This window comes from Dactylosporangium sp. NPDC051087, from assembly GCF_055586325.1.
Genome location: NZ_JBVJIJ010000012.1, coordinates 298,915 through 316,502, shown reverse-complemented (window position 1 = coordinate 316,502; position 17,588 = coordinate 298,915). Strand labels below are relative to the sequence as shown.

General features: G+C 74.4%; 22 protein-coding genes. 13 read left to right on the top strand and 9 right to left on the bottom strand.

Annotated elements, in window-relative coordinates:
• Window positions 1-54: 54 nt before the first annotated feature.
• Window positions 55-786 carry a class I SAM-dependent methyltransferase gene (locus ACZ6TV_RS24470; RefSeq protein ID WP_465299557.1) on the bottom strand — a complete coding sequence of 244 codons (732 nt, stop codon included), beginning with the start codon at window positions 784-786 and terminating at the stop codon, window positions 55-57.
• A 79-nt stretch (window positions 787-865) separates the two neighbouring features.
• Between ACZ6TV_RS24470 and ACZ6TV_RS24465 the strand changes: the two genes are divergently transcribed.
• The gene (locus ACZ6TV_RS24465; protein ID WP_465299556.1) at window positions 866-1,525 is read left to right on the top strand and encodes an HAD family hydrolase; all 660 of its coding nucleotides are present in this window, start codon (window positions 866-868) and stop codon (window positions 1,523-1,525) included.
• Window positions 1,526-1,556: 31 nt separating this feature from the next.
• On the opposite strand, the gene ACZ6TV_RS24460 is transcribed toward ACZ6TV_RS24465, so the two are convergent.
• Together ACZ6TV_RS24460 and ACZ6TV_RS24455 are read right to left on the bottom strand one after the other, a co-directional pair.
• The gene (locus ACZ6TV_RS24460; protein ID WP_465299555.1) at window positions 1,557-1,862 is read right to left on the bottom strand and encodes an MTH1187 family thiamine-binding protein; all 306 of its coding nucleotides are present in this window, start codon (window positions 1,860-1,862) and stop codon (window positions 1,557-1,559) included.
• Between the two features lie 35 nt (window positions 1,863-1,897).
• On the bottom strand, window positions 1,898-3,190 hold the full coding sequence (locus tag ACZ6TV_RS24455; RefSeq protein ID WP_465299554.1) for a M20/M25/M40 family metallo-hydrolase: 1,293 nt from the start codon (window positions 3,188-3,190) through the stop codon (window positions 1,898-1,900).
• 185 nt (window positions 3,191-3,375) lie between these two features.
• Here ACZ6TV_RS24455 and ACZ6TV_RS24450 point away from each other — a divergent pair, with 185 nt between their 5' ends.
• The gene (locus ACZ6TV_RS24450) at window positions 3,376-4,887 is read left to right on the top strand and encodes a S8 family serine peptidase (protein WP_465299553.1); all 1,512 of its coding nucleotides are present in this window, start codon (window positions 3,376-3,378) and stop codon (window positions 4,885-4,887) included.
• On the opposite strand, the gene ACZ6TV_RS24445 is transcribed toward ACZ6TV_RS24450, so the two are convergent.
• Both ACZ6TV_RS24445 and ACZ6TV_RS24440 read right to left on the bottom strand, forming a co-directional pair.
• The gene (locus ACZ6TV_RS24445) at window positions 4,884-5,033 is read right to left on the bottom strand and encodes a hypothetical protein (protein ID WP_465299552.1); all 150 of its coding nucleotides are present in this window, start codon (window positions 5,031-5,033) and stop codon (window positions 4,884-4,886) included. The genes ACZ6TV_RS24450 and ACZ6TV_RS24445 overlap by 4 nt on opposite strands.
• Window positions 5,034-5,062: 29 nt before the next feature.
• On the bottom strand, window positions 5,063-6,211 hold the full coding sequence (locus tag ACZ6TV_RS24440; RefSeq protein ID WP_465299551.1) for a hypothetical protein: 1,149 nt from the start codon (window positions 6,209-6,211) through the stop codon (window positions 5,063-5,065).
• Window positions 6,212-6,283: 72 nt separating this feature from the next.
• On the opposite strand from ACZ6TV_RS24440, the gene ACZ6TV_RS24435 reads away from it, so the two are divergent.
• From ACZ6TV_RS24435 to ACZ6TV_RS24420, 4 genes are read left to right on the top strand one after another with little or no spacing between them, the layout of a single operon-like run.
• Window positions 6,284-6,709 carry a MarR family winged helix-turn-helix transcriptional regulator gene (locus tag ACZ6TV_RS24435; RefSeq protein ID WP_465299550.1) on the top strand — a complete coding sequence of 142 codons (426 nt, stop codon included), beginning with the start codon at window positions 6,284-6,286 and terminating at the stop codon, window positions 6,707-6,709.
• Complete coding sequence (locus ACZ6TV_RS24430; RefSeq protein WP_465299549.1) at window positions 6,706-7,914, top strand: epoxide hydrolase family protein; 1,209 nt, start codon at window positions 6,706-6,708, stop codon at window positions 7,912-7,914. Before ACZ6TV_RS24435 ends, ACZ6TV_RS24430 begins: the two co-directional genes overlap by 4 nt.
• A 10-nt stretch (window positions 7,915-7,924) precedes the next feature.
• Window positions 7,925-8,677, top strand: a complete 753-nt coding sequence (locus ACZ6TV_RS24425; RefSeq protein WP_465299548.1) for an SDR family NAD(P)-dependent oxidoreductase — start codon at window positions 7,925-7,927, stop codon at window positions 8,675-8,677.
• Window positions 8,674-8,898 carry a helix-hairpin-helix domain-containing protein gene (locus ACZ6TV_RS24420; protein ID WP_465299547.1) on the top strand — a complete coding sequence of 75 codons (225 nt, stop codon included), beginning with the start codon at window positions 8,674-8,676 and terminating at the stop codon, window positions 8,896-8,898. The genes ACZ6TV_RS24425 and ACZ6TV_RS24420 overlap by 4 nt, the downstream gene beginning before the upstream one ends.
• A gap of 257 nt (window positions 8,899-9,155) precedes the next feature.
• On the opposite strand, the gene ACZ6TV_RS24415 is transcribed toward ACZ6TV_RS24420, so the two are convergent.
• Window positions 9,156-9,956, bottom strand: a complete 801-nt coding sequence (locus ACZ6TV_RS24415) for a DUF6745 domain-containing protein (protein ID WP_465299546.1) — start codon at window positions 9,954-9,956, stop codon at window positions 9,156-9,158.
• A gap of 88 nt (window positions 9,957-10,044) precedes the next feature.
• Window positions 10,045-10,449 (bottom strand): GNAT family N-acetyltransferase, encoded by a 405-nt coding sequence (locus tag ACZ6TV_RS24410; protein ID WP_465299545.1) that lies wholly within the window; start codon window positions 10,447-10,449, stop codon window positions 10,045-10,047.
• Between the two features lie 33 nt (window positions 10,450-10,482).
• Here ACZ6TV_RS24410 and ACZ6TV_RS24405 point away from each other — a divergent pair, with 33 nt between their 5' ends.
• Window positions 10,483-11,097: a CGNR zinc finger domain-containing protein gene (locus ACZ6TV_RS24405; RefSeq protein WP_465299544.1), complete on the top strand. Its 615-nt coding sequence runs from the start codon at window positions 10,483-10,485 to the stop codon at window positions 11,095-11,097.
• Here ACZ6TV_RS24405 and ACZ6TV_RS24400 read toward each other — a convergent pair.
• A complete protein-coding gene (locus ACZ6TV_RS24400; protein ID WP_465299543.1) occupies window positions 11,072-12,184 on the bottom strand; it encodes a serine hydrolase domain-containing protein in 1,113 nt (370 codons plus the stop codon). The genes ACZ6TV_RS24405 and ACZ6TV_RS24400 overlap by 26 nt on opposite strands.
• Window positions 12,185-12,207: 23 nt before the next feature.
• Between ACZ6TV_RS24400 and ACZ6TV_RS24395 the strand changes: the two genes are divergently transcribed.
• The 6 genes from ACZ6TV_RS24395 (at window position 12,208) to ACZ6TV_RS24370 (ending at window position 16,857) form a co-directional block, all read left to right on the top strand.
• Window positions 12,208-13,476 (top strand): hypothetical protein, encoded by a 1,269-nt coding sequence (locus tag ACZ6TV_RS24395; protein ID WP_465299542.1) that lies wholly within the window; start codon window positions 12,208-12,210, stop codon window positions 13,474-13,476.
• 9 nt (window positions 13,477-13,485) lie between these two features.
• Complete coding sequence (locus tag ACZ6TV_RS24390) at window positions 13,486-14,394, top strand: MBL fold metallo-hydrolase (protein WP_465299541.1); 909 nt, start codon at window positions 13,486-13,488, stop codon at window positions 14,392-14,394.
• Between the two features lie 5 nt (window positions 14,395-14,399).
• Window positions 14,400-15,068, top strand: coding sequence for a phosphotransferase family protein (locus ACZ6TV_RS24385; RefSeq protein ID WP_465299540.1), 669 nt, complete (start codon window positions 14,400-14,402; stop codon window positions 15,066-15,068).
• Between the two features lie 27 nt (window positions 15,069-15,095).
• Entirely contained in the window at window positions 15,096-15,692 is a 597-nt protein-coding gene (locus tag ACZ6TV_RS24380) for a DedA family protein (protein ID WP_465299539.1), read from the top strand.
• Window positions 15,693-15,762: 70 nt separating this feature from the next.
• Window positions 15,763-16,194: a thioredoxin gene (gene trxA, locus ACZ6TV_RS24375; RefSeq protein ID WP_465299538.1), complete on the top strand. Its 432-nt coding sequence runs from the start codon at window positions 15,763-15,765 to the stop codon at window positions 16,192-16,194.
• A gap of 201 nt (window positions 16,195-16,395) precedes the next feature.
• Window positions 16,396-16,857 carry a flagellar basal body-associated FliL family protein gene (locus ACZ6TV_RS24370; protein ID WP_465299537.1) on the top strand — a complete coding sequence of 154 codons (462 nt, stop codon included), beginning with the start codon at window positions 16,396-16,398 and terminating at the stop codon, window positions 16,855-16,857.
• Window positions 16,858-16,979: 122 nt separating this feature from the next.
• Here the strand turns inward: ACZ6TV_RS24370 and ACZ6TV_RS24365 are convergent, their stop codons facing one another.
• On the bottom strand, window positions 16,980-17,426 hold the full coding sequence (locus ACZ6TV_RS24365; RefSeq protein ID WP_465299536.1) for a GNAT family N-acetyltransferase: 447 nt from the start codon (window positions 17,424-17,426) through the stop codon (window positions 16,980-16,982).
• Between the last annotated feature and the right edge of the window lie 162 nt (window positions 17,427-17,588).

Below are 17,588 nucleotides of genomic sequence, written 5' to 3'. Positions count from 1 at the left end.
ACGCGGCGCGAGCGGGTCCGCACGGCACGCGCAGGTCAGCGCACGACGAGCAGGTCAGCGCAGGACGAGGAGGTCCAGGGTGTCGACGACCGGGCCGGTCTCGGTCCCGGCGGCCGCTCGCAGGCGCGCCACGCCACGCTCGTAGGCCTCGTCGCTGATCAGCTTCAGCGGGGTGTGCGCGTCGCGGCGCAGTGTCCGCGCCACCTCCCGCAGCGACGGCGCCGTCGTCTGCGGGACACCTTCCAGGGCGACGGCCGCGAAGCCCGCACCGGCGAACGCCGCCTCGATGTCCGCCACGCTCGGGTAGGTGTCCAGGACGGCGACGATCTCCGGGAAGAAGCGCACGAGCCCGAGCCCGTCGTGCCGCCCGGCGAACACGGACCGGATCAGCAGCGGCGCACCCGGCCGCGTCACCCGGCGCAGCTCCCGCGCGGCGGCGGCGAGGTCCGGCACGTGGTGGATGACCGTCGACACCCAGACGGCGTCGACCGTCCCGTCGCCGACCGGCACGCTCCCTGCGTCCCCGGCGACGACCGGCAGGTGCACCGACCGGGCCCGCATCGCCGCGGACGGCTCGACCGCGAGAACCTCCAGGCCGGGGAACCATGACGTGAACGCCCGGGACCAGGTGCCGGTGCCGGCGCCGAGGTCGAGCAGCAGCTGCCCCGGCCGCGGGTCGAGGTGCCGCCGGACCGCCTCCCGCCACGCGCCGAGGGCGTCGTCCCGCAGGTGCCGGGCCGCTTCGAACGCCGCCGCGTCCCTGTCGTCGTACGCGATCCTCCCCATCCTTCGAGCCAACCCCCGGCGGCCGGCCCGGGCAAGGGAGAGTGCACCACCTCACAGCGCCTTTGTTAGCGTGCGGGACATGGTGCCGAGGTTCCTGGTGTTCGACCTGTTCCACACGCTGGTCGACGGCGCCGACGCCGCACGGGACCGGGTCGTCGGCGAGATGGCCGTCATGCTCGGCGTCGACCCGCCGGCGTTGCGGCAGGCGTACCGCGACACCTGGAGCGAGCGGCTCACCCGCTGGAGCGTCGAGGAGACCATCCGGATCCTCACCGGAAGGCTGGGTGCCGACCCGGCCGAGGAGGCCGTCGCCCGCGCGGCCGTGCACCGGCGGGCGCTCGCCCGGCGGGTCCTGGACGCCGTGCACCCGGCCACGCTGGAGGCCCTCGACGGCCTGCGGGCCGCCGGTGCCCGGCTCGCGCTGGTGAGCAACGCGACGTCGGAGGCCGCCGAGGCGTGGCCCGCCTGCGCGCTCGCGTCCCGCTTCGACGTCGCCGTCTTCTCCAGCGTCCTCGGCGTCGGCAAGCCCGACCCGCGGATCTACCTGGCGGCCGCCGACGCGCTCGGCGCCGCACCCGCCGACTGCGTGTACGTCGGCGACGGCGCGGACGGCGAACTGGCCGGCGCCGCCGCGGTCGGGATGCGCGTGGTGCGCACCGTCGAGCACAAGGACACCGACCCCACCTGGCCCGGCCCCGTCATCAGCGCGCTGCGCGACCTCACCGACTGCCCGGTGTGACCCCGGTGTGTCCCGCCCTCAAGACGGTCGTTCAGTCGTTGGCGAGGTGGTGCTCGACGGAGGCGACCTTCTTGTCGAGGGCGCCGGAGACGCCGTCGCGCCAGTCGATCTTGATGACGGTGGAGGTGCGGGAGGATTTGGCGTGCACCGCTTGGACCGCGGCCTGCACGACGGCCATCACCTCGTCCCAGGTCTCACCCTCGACGGTGGTGAACATGGCGTCGGTCCGGTTGGGCAGGCCTGAAGCGCGCACGACACGCACCGCCTCCGCGACGAGCGCGCCGACCTCCTGGCCGGCTCCGAGCGGGGTCACACTGAACGCGACGAGCACCGACATGCGGCCACAGTACCCACCGGCGCCGCGAAAATAGCTCAGCACATGCGCAGGAAGCGGTCCAGGACGCGGGTGCCGAAGAGGAGACCGTCGACGGGGACACGCTCGTCGATGCCGTGGAACAGGGCGGTGAAGTCGAGGTCCGGCGGCAGGCGCAGCGGCGCGAAGCCGAGGTGGCGGATGCCGAGGCGCTGGAAGGACTTCGCGTCGGTGCCGGCCGACAGCATGTACGGCAGCAGCCGCGCGTCCGGGTCCTCGGCGGTGATCGCGGCGGCCATCGCGTCGACCAGGGTGCCGTCGAAGGTGGTCGACACCGGCGGCATGGACTTCCACTCGCGGCTGACGGACGGGCCGACGACGGCGTCGACCTCGCGCAGGAAGGCCTCCTCCCGGCCCGGCAGCATCCGGCAGTCGAAGATGGCGGAGGCCGTCGACGGGACCACGTTGTCCTTGTACCCGGCGGAGAACATGGTGACGTTCGCGGTGTCCCGCAGGCCGGCGCCGATCATGCGGGCGACCGACCCGAGGCGGCCGAGGACCGCGGACGGGTCGTCGGCGTCGAACGGCACGCCCGTCAGCGCGCTGACGCCGTCGAGGAAGTCGCGCACCGGCGGGGTCAGCACGAGCGGGAACTCGTGCGCGTCCAGGCGGGCGACGGCCGCCGCGAGCCGGGCGACGGCGTTGTCGGTGTGCAGCAGCGAGCCGTGGCCCGGGGTGCCCCGGGTGGACAGTCTGAGCCAGCCGACGCCCTTCTCGGCGGTTTCGACGAGGTACGCCCGTACACCATCCGCGACGGCGAGCGAGAAGCCGCCGACCTCGCTGATCGCCTCGGTGACGCCGTCGAACAGGTCGGGCCGGTGCTCGACGAGCCACCCGGCGCCGTTGACCCCGCCGGCCTCCTCGTCGGCGAGGTAGGCGAAGACGAGGTCCCGCGGCGGCACGACCCCGTCGCGGCGGAAGCGGCGGGCGACGGCGAGGCTCATCGCCGCCATGTGCTTCATGTCGACGGCGCCGCGGCCCCACACGTACCCGCCGGACACCTCCCCGGAGAAGGGGTGCACCGACCACTCGGACGGCTCCGCCGGCACGACGTCCAGGTGACTGTGGACGAGCAGCGCTCCCCGTCCCGCGTCGGCCCCCGGCAGCCGGGCGATGACGTTGCCGCGGCCGGGCGCGCCCGACTCCACGTACGTGACCTCGTAGCCCGCGTCGTCGAGGCGCTCCGCGACCCACTCGGCGGCGAGCCGCTCGCCGCGGGTGCTGTCCGGCGAGCCGGTGTTGGTGGTGTCGAACCGGATCAGCTCACTCGCCAGCGCCACGACCTCGTCCACGCGGAAGACGGTAGCTCTTCGGCAGCCCGCCGTGGGACTGAAGGACTTTCCGCGGAGTCGGTCCTGCCGTTGGACGCGGGTCCGGCAGACCGTGTCGGGTGACCGGGCGGAACGCGTCCGCGCCCGGTGACAGTGCGCCCGGCCGCGGCGATGGTGGAACGGCTGACGACGCGATAGGAGCGCACATGGTGACCCGCAGACGAACCTTGCTGGCCTTGGCGGCCGGCGCTCTCGCGCTCCCTGTCGCGTTGACGGCGGGCGTCGCGCCCGGCCCGGCGGCCACGACCGCCGGGTGGTCCAGCGCGTGGGCGGGCATGACCGACACCAGCGCCCCGGCGACCACCCTCGCCCAGGTGCGCACCATCATCGGCGCCGACACCGGCGCGGCCGCGGCGCTGACGGGCCAGGGCGTCGGCGTCGCGCTCATCGACACCGGCGTCGCGCCGGTGCCGGGGCTGCCCGCCGCGCAGATCGTCAACGGCCCCGACCTGTCGTTCGAGTCGCAGGCGCCGGGGCTGCGGTACCTCGACACCTACGGGCACGGCACGCACATGGCCGGGATCATCGTCGGCGACGACGCCGAGTCGGGGACGAAGGGCCTCGCGCCGCGGGCGAAGCTCACCTCGATCAAGATCGGCACGGCGCGCGGCGCGGTCGACGTGACGCAGATGATCGCCGCCGTCGACTGGGTCGTGAAGCACCGCAACGACGACCCGGCCAACCCGATCCGGGTCATCAACCTGTCGTACGGCTCCGGCGGCAACCCGCCGAACTGGACCGACCCGCTGCAGTTCGCGGTGGAGAAGGCGGGGCAGGCGGGCATCGTCGTCGTCGCCGCGGCCGGCAACAACGGCAACACCACCCTGAAGCTCACCAACCCGGCGATGGACGAGTGGGTCCTCGCCGTCGGCGCGACCGCGACCAACGGCACGGCCGCGACCAAGGACGACACCCTGGCCACGTTCACCAACCTGGCCGTCGGCGGCAACCAGGTCGACCTGCTCGCGCCGGGCACGTCGATCGCGTCGCTGCGCGACCCGGGCTCCAACATCGACAACACCTACGCGTCGGCGCGCGTCGGCAACACCCTGTTCAAGGGCAGCGGCACCTCGCAGGCGACCGCCGTCGTGTCCGCGGCCGCGGCGCTGCTCCTGCAGGCGAAGCCCACCGCCACCCCGGACCAGGTGAAGGACTGGCTCATCAAGGGCGGCACCTACCTGCCCACCGGCAAGGCCGGCACGATGGGCCTGCTGGAGCTCAACGTCAACGGCGCGCTCGCCCGCACCGGCACCACGGTCGCGAAGCCGACCTGGAACACGTCCAGCGGCGTCGGCCTGTTCGAACTGTCCCGCGGCACCAGCCACGTCATCCTCGACGGCACCTCGCTGGCCGGCGAACGCAGCGTGTGGGGCGCCCTGACCTCACCGCAGTGGGCGGCGAAGTCGGCCACGCAGACGTCCTGGTCCGGCGGCGCCTGGATGGGCTTCAAGATCACCGGCGACGGCTGGACCGGCACGTCCTGGGCGTCGAAGACGTGGGCCTCGACGACCTGGGCCGCGACCCCGTGGGTGAGCGGCGCGACGTGGACGGACCCGGCGTGGTCTGGGCGCACCTGGTCGGGCCGGACCTGGTCGGCGGGCACGTGGTCGGGCCGGACCTGGTCCAGCGACGACTGGTCGGCGAGCAGCTGGTCCTAGTCGCGACGGATGGTGGTGTTCTGGCTGAGCACGGTCGCCCCGGCGCACAGCCAGAACACCACCTCCCAGCGCCGCAACAGCGCCACCATCGCCGCCACGAACAGCAGCGCCGGCACCAGCGCCACGACGTTCCGCCATCGCCCCATCCCGACCAATCATACCGGCGAGATAGGCATTACGTCCATCGGTACTCGCGGACGCCCGGCTCACAGTCGTCGATCGCCTCGTCGAGATACTCCGCGGCGGCCGCGCCGCCGGCCCCGGCGAGCCCGGCGAGGTAGGCCTCCCGGCCGTACGAGTGGGTGCTCTCCGCCCACAGGAACCGCAGCGCAGGCACCGCCTCGGCGACCCCCAGCCGCCCGAGCCCACGGGCGGACGCCTCAGCCCCGCACCAGTCCCGCTGCCCGGCCATCGCCGTCAGGTCGGCGAGAAGCATGGGGACGTCCGCGGCGGTCCCATACTCGGCCAGGACGTCCACGGCGTGGCGAGCGAGGACGGGATCGTCGCCCGCGACCCACCCGCGGGCCCGGTCGAGCGCCCCGGGGCCGAGCCGTCCCAGGGCGGCCGCCAGCCCGGGCACCGCGCCGTAGGCGTTGCGCAGCGCCGGATCCTCGGCCAGGTCCAGCACGACCGGCTCGGCGCGCCGGCCGAGCTCGCGCATCGCGTGCGTCCGGGCGGCGCCTTCGCCCCGCCGGACCTCGGCGGCCAGGTCCGCGACCGGCAGCCGGGTCAGCGACGGCGCGCGCTCCCCGACGACCCGGGCCGCCTTCCGTCCGGCCCGCTCGGCTCGGCGAGCGGCGAGCGCGGCCTCGATCCGTGGCGAGGTCCCGGCCCACGCCGACCACGGGCCATGGCGGGCGTCGACGAGATCGCGCAGTTCCTCGTCGTCCACACGGGACAGCACCGCAGGCGCGAGGCCGTCACACATCGCGACGTCGTCCCCGTCACACATGTGCCCCAGCACCCACGTCCAGTGGCGGCCGACGGTGACGTACGCCCGGAGGCCGTCCAGCGCCCGGACGTCACCGGCGCGGGCCAGGCCGGTGAGGACGTCGGCGGCCAGGGAGATCCGCCACTCGTCGTCGTCGGCCTCGGCGACCGGCGCCAGCAGGTGCGCGACGATCGGGGCGCTGTCCAGGTGCAGCCCTTGGATCAGGCGTAGCAGATACCAGCGGCGGTCCTCGACCTGACGGTCGTCGCGGGGGTCGTCGACGCAGCAGCCGTAGACGGCGTCCGCCGCCTCCGCGCCGCCGCCGGCCAGTGCGCGGCGCAGGCCCAAGCCTCGGCCGCGGCGGAGCTGGCCGGTGAGCGTATGGGCGTCCATGCGGTGCATCGTGGCACGGGCAACGTCGAAACCGCATTGAGTTTTTATATAGATTCTCGATACAGTTTGGCGGTGAAGAAGGCACAGGTCGACGCACTGACCACGCTCATCGAGGACTTCAACACGCTGTTCATCCGCATGCCGAATGTGCAGCGGCTCGGGTTCAGCACGCTGTCGGTGGTGCACACGCTGTCGCGGCGCGGGCCGATGCGGCTCACCGCGCTCACCGAGACGGAGCAGCTCACCCAGCCCGCCATCACCAGTCTCGTCCAGCGACTCGAAGAGGACGGCCTGGTGCGGCGGTGGCCCGACCCGACCGACGGCAGGGCCGTCCTGGTCACGCTGACCGACGCGGGCGCGGACGTCGTCCGGGCGCGGCACGGCAACCGGGTCGACCGGCTCGCCGAGCTCATCGCCGGGCTCGACGCCGGCGAGCAGGACGCGATCGCCAGGGCCATGCCGGCGCTGGCCCGCATCATCGAGCTGAGCGCGGCATGAGCCTCACCCCGGCCCCGATCCACGTGCCCGACGAGGTCCTCGACGACCTCAGGGCCCGGCTCAGGCAGACGAGATGGTCGCGGCAGACCGGCAACGACGACGGCTTCTACGGTGTCCCGCCCGCGCAGCTGCGGTCGCTCGTCGAGCACTGGGCGGACGGCTACGACTGGCGCGCCGCCGAACGCGCCATCAACGCCTATGAGCACTATCACGTCGACGTCGGCGGCGTGCCCGTGCACTTCATGCGCCGGCCCGGCGCCGGACCCGCCCCGAAGCCGCTGATCCTGTCGCACGGCTGGCCGTGGACGTTCTGGCACTGGTCGAAGGTCGTCGACGCCCTCGCCGACCCGGCCGCGCACGGCGGTGACCCGGCCGACGCGTTCGACGTCATCGTGCCGTCGCTGCCCGGCTTCGGGTTCTCCACGCCGCTGACCGGGCGGCCGGACATGAACTTCTGGAAGATCGCCGACGTCTGGCACGAGCTGATGACCGGCGTCCTCGGCCACGAGCGCTACGCGGCGGCCGGCTGCGACGTCGGCGCGCTCGTCACCGGGCAGCTCGGCCACAAGTACGCGGACCGGCTGTATGGCATCCACATCGGCTCGGCGCTGAAGCTGACGTTCTTCAACGGCGACCGGGCCTGGGACCTCTCCGGCGGCAACCCGATCCCCGACGGCCTGCCGCCGCAGGTGCACGCCCGGATCGTGGCCCTGGAGCGGCGCTTCGCCGTGCACCTCGCCGCGCACCTGCTGGACCCCGACACGCTCACCTACGCGCTGGCCGACTCCCCCGCCGGCATGCTCGCCTGGGTGCTGCGCCGCTGGAGCATGTGGTCGGACAGCGGCGGCGACGTCGAGTCGGTCTTCCCCCGCGACGACCTGCTCACCCACGCCACCATCATCTGGGCGGGAGGCTCGATCGGCAGCTCGATCCGCACGTACGCCAACAACAACCGCTATCCGTGGCAGCCCGCCCACGACCGGTGGCCGGTCGTCGAGGCCCCGACGGGGATCACCTTCGTCGGTCACGAGAACCCGCCGGGTGTCACCACGGCGCGGCAGCGCGTCGAGCAGTTCCTCGGCAGCGACCGGGCACCCTGGTACAACCACGTGAACGTCACCGCCCACGAGCGCGGCGGGCACTTCATCCCGTGGGAGCTGCCGGACGAGTGGGTCGCCGACCTGCGCCGCACCTTCCACGCGTAGCCTCGCCGGTATGGCACGGGTACTGGTGACGGGTTCGACCGACGGGATCGGGCTGGAGACCGCGGCGCAGCTGCTGCGGCTGGGGCACGACGTGGTCCTGCACGCGCGGGACGGCAAACGGGCCGCCGAGGCGGGGTTGCCGGGCGCGCCGGTCGTCGTCGGCGACCTCGCGAGCCTCGCGGAGACGAAGGCCCTCGCGAGCGACGCCGGGGCGTTCGACGTGGTCGTCCACAACGCGGGCATCGGCGGGCAGGACGAGCGGCGGACCACCGCCGACGGCCTCGAGCGGACGTTCCAGGTCAACGTCCTCGCGCCGTATGTGCTGACGGCGCTCATGCCGCGGCCCTCGCGCCTGGTCTACCTCACCTCCGGGCTGGAGTCGGTCGGCGTCGCGGACCTCGACGACCTGCAGTACGAGCGCAAACCCTGGAACGGCATGCAGGCATACAGCGACTCGAAGCTGCTCGACGTGGCGCTCGCGTTCGCGGTCGCGCGGCTGTGGCCGGACGTGCTCAGCAACGCCGTCGACCCGGGCTGGATCCGCACGAAGCTCGGCGGGCCCAACGCCACCGACGACCTGCCGGAGGGCGCCGAGACGCAGGTGTGGCTGGCGACCGCCGGCGACGCCGCGGCGACGGTCACCGGCCGCTACTGGAAACGCCGCACCGACCTGCCGGCCAACCCGGCCGCGTACGACCTGGCGGTCCAGGACGGCCTGCTCGCGGCGTGCGCGTCCCTGTCGGGCGTGCCGATCCCGTCATGAGTGGGGCGCCGCAGACCGGCCTGGACGAGCTGCCGAGGATCGGCGCGCCGGCGACCCGGGCGCTGCACCACGCCGGCTACACGTCGCTGCGCGACGTCGCCGGTGTCCCCCGTGGGCAGCTCGCCGCATTGCACGGCGTCGGGCCGAAGGCGCTGCGGATCCTGCAGGAGGCGCTGGAGGGCCACGGCCTCAGCCTGGGCCCGGACCGAACCTCGGCCTGAAGGCCAGACCGAGGCTTGAACCGAGTCCCAGGCCGAGGCTCAGACCAAGGCCCAGGCCGAGGCTCAGACCAAGGCCCAGGCCGAGACTCGGACCGGGGCCCAGGCCGAGACTCGGACCGGGGCCCAGGCCGAGACTCGGACCGGGGCCCAGGCCGAGACTCAGGCCGAGACTCAGGCCGAGACCCAGGCCGGGCCGTCGCGCGACCGGGCGGCGGTCACCAGGTGACGACGGTCCCGTCGCGCGGCCGGGCGGGCCGTCACCAGGTGACGACGGTGCCGTCGCGGTAGCCGACCCGGCGCGGGCCGACCTGCGCCGGGCGGTCGACGAGCACGCACACGTCCTCGCCCGGCCACCACCAGCCGGCGGCGCGGGCGAGCGCGGCCCACTCGTCGAGCAGCGCCGCGTCGTGCGGCCGGAACTGGGCCAGGCCCAGCTTGCGCACGACGTCGTAGACGCCGATCCAGGTGGCGTCCTGCTGGCCGTACCAGCAGACCGGCACCGTCCTGTGTGGACCGCCGGCAGGTGCGGCGAGTGCGGACCGGACCGGCCACGCGAGGCCCTCGGCGAGCGGCGCCCGCAGCGACCGTTGCAGCACCTCCAGCAGCGGCACCCCGGCACCCAGCGCCTGCGACGGCGACGGGAGCACGGGCCAGGGCTTCTTCGCCGCCGCGGTCAGGTCGGCCTCGGCCGGTGACCCGTCGAGCGCGGCGCGCAGCCGGCCCAGGCCGGCGGCGAGGTCACCGGCGACCGGTGGAGTCCCTTGTGGACGGCGGGCGCGGACCCACGACAGCAGGTCCTCGTGCGTCGGCATGCCGGTGAGCAGCGGCAACGCCTGCCTCGGCGAGGAGACCCAGCGAAACCTGGGCGCACGGCGATGCTGCCGTCGGTAGAGCCCGGCGATGAGATGTTCGGTGGTCTCCCGGTCGGCCGGCGCGGTGGACCAGCCCACCTGGCGCCATTCCTGGAGGATCGGCTCCGCCCGGAGCCACAGGTCGAAAACATGATCGGACGGGCGGAACGGGGTGGCAGCGGCGGCACGCCGCGCCGTGGCGGTCAACGCGCGAGGGCGGACGCGCCCTTCCGGTGAGTGCGGATCATGTCGTCCATTGTGGGGGCAGATCCGCGACGGCCGCAACCCCCGTCGGTCACAGCTTGACGAGGCCCGCTCCGGTGGGCGTGAAGCCGCCCGCGTCGAGATAGAAGCCGCGCAGGTGGTCCTCGAAGTCGACGTGCAGCCACTCGCAGCCGCCGGCCCGCGCGCCCTCGACGGCGGCGGCGACCAGGCCCGTCCCGACGCCCTTGCGCCCCCAGGCGGCCGCGACGACGGTGTCGAGCACGAACGCGTGACACTCACCGTCCCAGGCGACGTTGACGAACCCGACGAGGGTCCCGGCCGAGCGGGCGCAGACCCAGCCGAGGCTGTGCCGGTTGACCCTGGCCCACCACGCGCTGCTGGTCGGCGGGTGCCCGAAGCCTTCCGCGTGCAGGGCCTCGACCTCGGCGTCCGTGAACGCGCCCCGCCACGTGAAACCCACCCCGGTCACCGTCACGAACGGGACCCTACACCCGGCTATGCTGCCTGGATGTCCTTCCGCCAGGGATCAGGGCGGCTGTGCCTGGACTTCGTCCACACGTTGCGGGACCGCGGCTCCGGCAGCCCCGCCGAGGATCTGCCCGACGGCCCCGCGCTCGCCTCGTGGGTCCGGCAGTTCGGCCCGGTCGCACCACCGCCGGGCGGCAGCGTGCCCGCGGCGATCGTCGCCGGCGCGCGGCGCCTCCGTGAGGCGGTCCACGCACTGGTCGTCTCGGGCCCGCAAGGGGCGAGCGCCGCCGCGCGGGACGCGGTCAACGACGCGGCCGCCCGGTCGGTGCCGGTGCCGTTCCTGGACGCCGCCGGCGCGCCGCGCTGGCAGGCCGCGGACCCGGTGACCGCGACCCTGGCGCTGGTCGCCCGCGACGCCCTCGACCTCGTCTCGTCGCCGGCCGCCGCGCGGGTGCGGGCGTGCGCGGATCCGTTGTGCGGGGCCCTGTTCCTGGACGCGTCCCGCACGGGGACCCGCCGGTGGTGCTCGGCGGACCCGTGCGGCAACCGCGCCCGGAAGCGTCAGGTGCGCGGCACACCCAGCGGCACGCACACCGGCGGACGCGGGCCCGGCGCGGCGCACGCCGGGCTCAGCCGTGGACCGCGCGGCGGGTGAAGTCCTCGACGGTGCCGTCGAAGAGCACGTCGGACACCTGGGTCAGCAGGACCCGGACGGTGCCGGTCGCGGGGCTGTTGCTCCACGACGTGCCGTAGCCGCCTTCCCAGCCGTAGGTGCCGTCGGCGCGCACCGCCATGCCGTAGCCCCAGCCGTGCCCGCCGAGCAGGAACCCACCGCCCTCGATCTGCGCCGGGGTCAGGTGGTTGACCGTCGTCCCGCGCAGCGCAGGTCCACTGTGGAGCATGAACCGGCCGAACGCCACCACGTCGTCCACGGTGGACGCGAGCCCGGCGGCGCCGTCGGGGAACGCGGGCTCGCGGGTCCAGTCCTCGGCGGTCGCGACGTCGGTCTGCCGTTCGCCGCCGAAGTACTGCCCCGGCAGCCGCTCGGCGCGGTCCCGCGGCAGCGAGAAGCCGGTGGACGTCATGCCGAGCGGTTCGAAGAGCCGCTCGCGCAGCACGTCGCCGAGCGGCATGCCGGCCGCCCGCGCCACCAGCACCCCGAGGACGTGGCCGCTGGTGTTGTACGCCCAGCGCTCCCCCGGCTGGTAGAGCAGCGGCAGCGTGGCGAACCGGCGCATCCACTCGTCGACGCCGTGCGGGGTCCTCGGGTCGGGCCGCGCGATGGTCAGGTCGAGCGCGTCGGCGGCCCGGATCACCGGGTACGGCGGGTTCACCGGCGGCTCCGCGGCCGGGTCGAGCAGCAGCCCGTGCCCCATCCGGTAGGTGAGCACGTCCTCGACGGTGATCGCCCGGCGGGCCGGCACCGTGTCGTCGACGTCGGCGTCGAGCCGGCGCAGCACCCGCGGACCGGCGAGCTCCGGCAGCAGCCGGTCGACGGGCTCGTCGAGGGCGAGCAGCCCGTCCTCGACGAGCATCGCCGCGACCGCCGCGACCATGGGTTTCGTCGTCGACGTCAGCCGGAACGGCGTGTCGCGGCGCATCGGCTCCGCGTCCGGCCCGGTCGTCGTGGCGCCCAGCACCTCGACCCGGATCGGGCCGTCCGCGCCGGCGACCGCGGCGACCAGCCCCGGCACCGCACCGCGCTCCACCAGGGCATGCAAGCTCCCGTGCACCTCATCCATCACCTCACCTTATGGTGGTCCACGTGGAGACGTCCCTCACCGCAGCGGTCGACGCGCTGCGCCGGTCCGGCCTGGAGCCGGTGGTCCGCCAGGCACCGCGCCAGTGGTCGGCGAGCCCGGTCGAGCCCGGCGCCTGGGTGCGGATGCCGGGCGACGAGGCGTATGCGGTCGTGACGGTCGCCGACATCAGGCCCGGCGAGCACGTCGGCGACTGGGAGGAGGCCCGCGCCCTGCCGGATCCGGCGGCGGTCCTCGGGTTCACCGCCGCGTTCTACGAGCGCCGCCCGGACACCACCACGCTGCCCCTGGAGCACGGCGACCCGGTCGCGGTGCCGTCGGGACAGTTCCACTCCGTGTTCCCGGAGGACGTCGTCGCCGCCGTCGAGGACTGGGCGCAGTGGGAGGCGACCTGGGCGGTCATCCCCGCCGTCGAGCCCGCGAGCCGCCGCCGCGCCCGGCTGCGGCGCCTCGCGGCGTCGAAGCTCGCCTCCGGCACGGTCCCCGTCGACATCGCCCTCGACCCGATGCTGCTGTCGATGCTGTCGCCGGAGCAGGCCGAGGACCTCGACGAGACCGTCGCCGGGCTGTTCCTGCCCGGGATCCGGTGGTGGTTCCCGCGCGACCGCACCGGCGGCCGGCTCGCCGGGCGGACCCAGGTGCTGCTGCGCGAGCTCGTGCCGCCGTCGACCGCCGCGGGCAAGGGCATCTGGCTCGCCGTCGGCACCGCGCCGGGCGGCGGCCTGCGGGCCGGTCTCGGGCGCTTCGCCGGCAGGACGGCCCCGCACCGCTGGGATCGGATGCCGCAGTACTGGCAACGCCCGGCGACGACCGTGGACGAGCTGTGGGGCGGGCAGGGGCCCAGGCTGCAGGCGGTGGTCGACGCGCTGCTCAGCGGGCACGCCCTGGAGGCCCTCGACATGTGCGGCGTCACCACCGACCGGGCCGCCGCGCGCGTGCTGCAGGGGCTGCCGGAGAGCTTCCGGCTGCGGGAGTGGACCGACAAATGGACCACGAACGCGACCGCCCTCATGGCCGACGCGGCCCCGTGGCGCTGGGCGGACGCGGCGCCGGACCGGCAGCGCCCGCGCCGCCTGGGGACGCTCGGCGGGTTCGGCGCCAGCCGCCGCCCGGGCCTGTTCCTCGGCGGCGCCGAGGGGCGGCCGCGGCTGTCGTTCGCGCAGAGCGGCAGCCCGCACGTCGCGCCGCGCGTCGAGTGGGAGCGCGACCCGGACTTCGACCTGGTCCGCCTCGGCCTCCTCACCCCCGGGCAGATCCCGCTGCGCCGGCGGTAGGGTGCGGGTATGACGCTGCACGAGGTGGTGCCCGGGGTGCACGCGTGGGTCCAGCCCGACGGCACCTGGTGGGTCAACAACGCCGGCGTCGTCGCCGACGACGGGCAGGTGCTCGTCGTCGACACGTGCGCGACCGAGACCCGCACCCGCAGGTTCCTCGCCGCGGTCGCCGACGCGACCGGCGGCGGCACGATCCGGCTCGCGGTCAACACCCATCTGCACGGCGACCACACCTATGGCAACAGCCTGCTGCCCGCCGGCACGGTCCTCGTCGGGCACGAGCACATGCGCGAGGGGCTGCGCGCCGACCCGATCATCGACGGGTGCCCGCCGCTGTGGCAGCCCGTCCCCGACTGGGGCGCGGTCACCCGCCGGCTCCCCGACGTCACCGTGACCGACCGGCTCACCCTCCACATCGGACAGCGCCGGGTCGACGTCGTGCACCCCGGCGGCCCCGCGCACACGACCGGCGACCTCATCGCGTGGCTGCCGGCCGAGCGGGTCCTGTTCGCCGGCGACCTGGTGTTCAGCGGGCTCACCCCGCTGGTCTTCATGGGCTCGGTCACCGGCGCGATCGCCGCCCTCGACTGGCTCGCCGCGTTCGAGCCGCTGCATCTCGTGCCGGGCCACGGGCCGCTGCTCACCGCCGAGGACATCGGCCCCGCCTTCGACAGGATCCGCCGGTATCTCCGGCTGGTCCTCGACACCGCCGACGCCGGCCTGCGGGCGGGACTGACGCCGCTGGAGGCCGCCCGCGCGTGCGACCTCGGCGAGTTCGCCGGCTGGGCCGACGCGGAGCGGCTCGTGGCCAACCTGCACCGCGCCTATGCCGACGACCGCGGCACCGACCTCGACCCGGTCGCCGCGCTCACCGACGCGGTCGCCTGGCTGGGCGCCCCGATGTCGACCCGCGTCTGATCCCGGTGCCACCGCGGACCGGGCCGGGCGCGGACCGCGGGACGCGGTTGCGGCACGGCTGGACGAATGCCACCACCCGCGTCCGCGACACCGTCGTCAAGCATTACCGGGGCGCCGACGCCCTCGCGCGGCAGACCGCGGAGGTGGACGCCCTGACCCGGCTGCCGGCGGCGATCCCGGTTCCGGCGCTGCTGGGCACCACGGCGGGGACGGTGACACTGCGGTACATCGGCGGCGTCCCCGGGCAGGAGCTCGCCGCCGCCGGTCACGCCGCCGCGGTCCTGCGCGGCTGCGGCCGGCTGCTGCGCCGCCTGCAGTCGGTGCCCGTCGCCGCGACCGGGCGGGTGTTCGCGCACGGTGACTACGGGCCGAACAACATGCTGTTCGACCCGGCGACGTTCGCCGTCGTCGCGGTCCTCGACTGGGAATGGGCGCACGCGGGCACCGCCGTCGAGGACCTCGCCTGGTGCGAGTGGATCATCCGCCGGCACCATCCTTCGCAGGTCGGCGCGCTTCCCGCCCTGTTCGACGGGTACGGTGCCCGCCCGCCCTGGTCGTCGCGCCAGGCCGCGGCCCTCGCCAAGTGCCGGGCGATGGCGGCCCGCCCGGGCGCCGACACCCGCCGCTGGGAGCGCAACGCCGACGCCACCCGCGGCTGGCTCGACCTGCCGTGACCCCGGCCGCGCGGTAAGGTCTGCACGATGACCGACTGGATCTTCGCCGTCATCGACCGCCTCGGGCCCGTCGGGGTGGGGCTGCTCATCGCCCTGGAGACCCTGATCCCGCCGATCCCGTCGGAGCTGATCCTGCCCCTCGCCGGGTTCCGCGCCCGGGCGGGCGCCATGCACCCCGTCCTCGTCTGGCTGTGCGCGACCGCGGGCGCCGTCGGCGGGTCGCTGGTGCTGTACTGGATCGGCGCGCGCCTCGGGTACGAGCGGCTGCACCGCCTCGCCGGGCGGCGCTGGTTCCTGCTGACCGGCCAGCGCGACCTGGAACGCGGCCGGCGGCTGTTCCAGCGGCACGGCTCCTGGTTCGTGGCCCTGTCCCGGTGCGTCCCCGTCCTGCGCAGCCTGGTGTCGATCCCGGCCGGCGTCGAGCGGATGAGGCTGCGGAGGTTCGTGTTGCTGACCACCGCCGGGTCCGGCGTGTGGAACGCGCTGTTCATCGGCGCCGGCTGGATGCTCGCCGAGCGCTGGCACGAGGTCGAGCGCTTCAGCGCACCCGTAGGCACCGTGGTCGGCGTGCTGCTGGTGGCCGGTGTGGCGACGCTCGCCGTCCGCAAGCTCCGCACCTCCTGACCGCCGCCGGGAATTTCGCCGGCACCGCGGGCGTCTGCACCTGGAGAGCACCGAGTGGACGGAGTGACAGGTGGCGGGCAACATCGTGGCGTGCGCGTCCTGCGGCAAGCGCAACCGGGTCCCGGCCGCGGCGGCGGGCAAACCCGCCTGCGGCAGCTGCGGTGCGAAGCTCCCGTGGATCGCCGAGGCGGGCGACGCCACGTTCGCCGAGGTGGTTGAGCGCTCCACGACCCCGGTCCTGGTCGACCTGTGGGCCACCTGGTGCGCCCCGTGCCGCGCGGTGAGCCCCGCGCTCGAGCAGGTCGCCACCGAGCTCGCCGGCACCGTCAAGCTGGTCAAGGTCGACATCGACACCGCGCCCGCGCTGACCCGCCGTTTCGACGTCCAGGCGGTCCCCACCCTGATGATCGTCAAGGACGGCGAGGTGGTCGCCCGCCAGTCGGGCGCGGCCTCCGCCGCGGTCCTGCGCCGCTGGGTCGAGCAGTCCCTCGACCTGCGCTGACGGCGCCACACAGCGGCCGACGCCGACGGCCCGCCACCCGCGGCACGCGGTGCTCACGGGCCACACCGGCCACGGGCGCACCGTCGCCGCGGTGCGCTCGTGGCGCTACCGGTCCGCACCTTCGTGCAACTCACGTGTCGGGTGATCGGTCCGATGTCTCTGAACGTCGGAGGTCGGCAGCACGGTCACGAAGGAGACATCATGGCGAAGGACGAGAAGGACAAGGCGACCGAGGAAGCCCCCAAGAAGGGTGGCAAGAAGAAGCTCATCATGATCCTCGTGATCGTGCTCGTCGCCCTCGGCGGCGGTGGCGCCGGTGGCTACTTCATGTTCTCGCCGAAGAAGGCGGCCGCCGAGGAGACCCTCGTCGCCGGTGTCGTGGTGCCGCTGGACGCGGTGACGATCAACCTGGCCGACGGGCACTACCTGAAGCTGAAGATGACGTTGCAGGCGACCGACAAGGCCGCCGAGGCCCCGGACGGCAGCAAGGCGCTCGACGCCGCGATCTCCCTGTTCAGCAACATGGACTCCAAGGAGCTGCTGACCAACGAGGGCCGCGAGAAGTACAAGACGCAGCTCAAGGAGAAGGTCATCGTGGCCTACACGGTCAAGAAGGAGAAGGAGATCATGGACGTCTACTACACGACGTTCGTGATCCAGTAGACCGGTCCGCAGCACACCGTTTCAGCCGCCGCTCCGACGTGACGGCACCCGCACCACCGATGGGGCCCGTGATCCTTCACGGGCCCCATCGCTCGCTTCCGGCGCAGCGTGAGCGTCGCAGCTCAGTCCGCCGGCCGGCGCAGCGTGAGATACGGGACGGCGCCGGGCTCGGGCTCGTAGCGGTCGACCTCGGTGAAGCCGCGCGCCTCGGCGAACCGGACACCGGCGACGTTGGCGGCCCACACCACCGTCTCCACGGCGGGCGCGGCGTGGCCGGCGGCCTGCGTCATGGCCCGTTCGTAGAGCGCCGCGCCGATGCCACGGCCCCGGTGCCCGGGCAGCACCCGGACGATCACCGTGGACGCCGCACCGTCAGCGCCGGGCGGTCGCACGGTCGTACACCCGACGAGGACGTCATCGTCGTAGGCGACCTCGAGCAGAAACTTCCCGATGCGCTCCCGGGCCTCGCCGGACGACATCGCGGCGTCGGGCACGACGGTGTTGTGCACGAGCCGCCAGTCCTCGAGGGTGACGTCGTCGCCGACCGGCCCTATCCGCAGATCCGACACGAGCGCGACCCTACCTGCCCGCAAACGCCAGCGGTGGGGGGGGGGGGGGGGGGGGGGAGAGGGGGGGGGGGGGGGTGGGGGGGGGGGGGGGGGGGGGGGGGGAGGGGGGGGGAGGGGGGGGGGGGGGTGGGGGGGGGGGGGGGGGGGGGGGGGGGGGGGGGA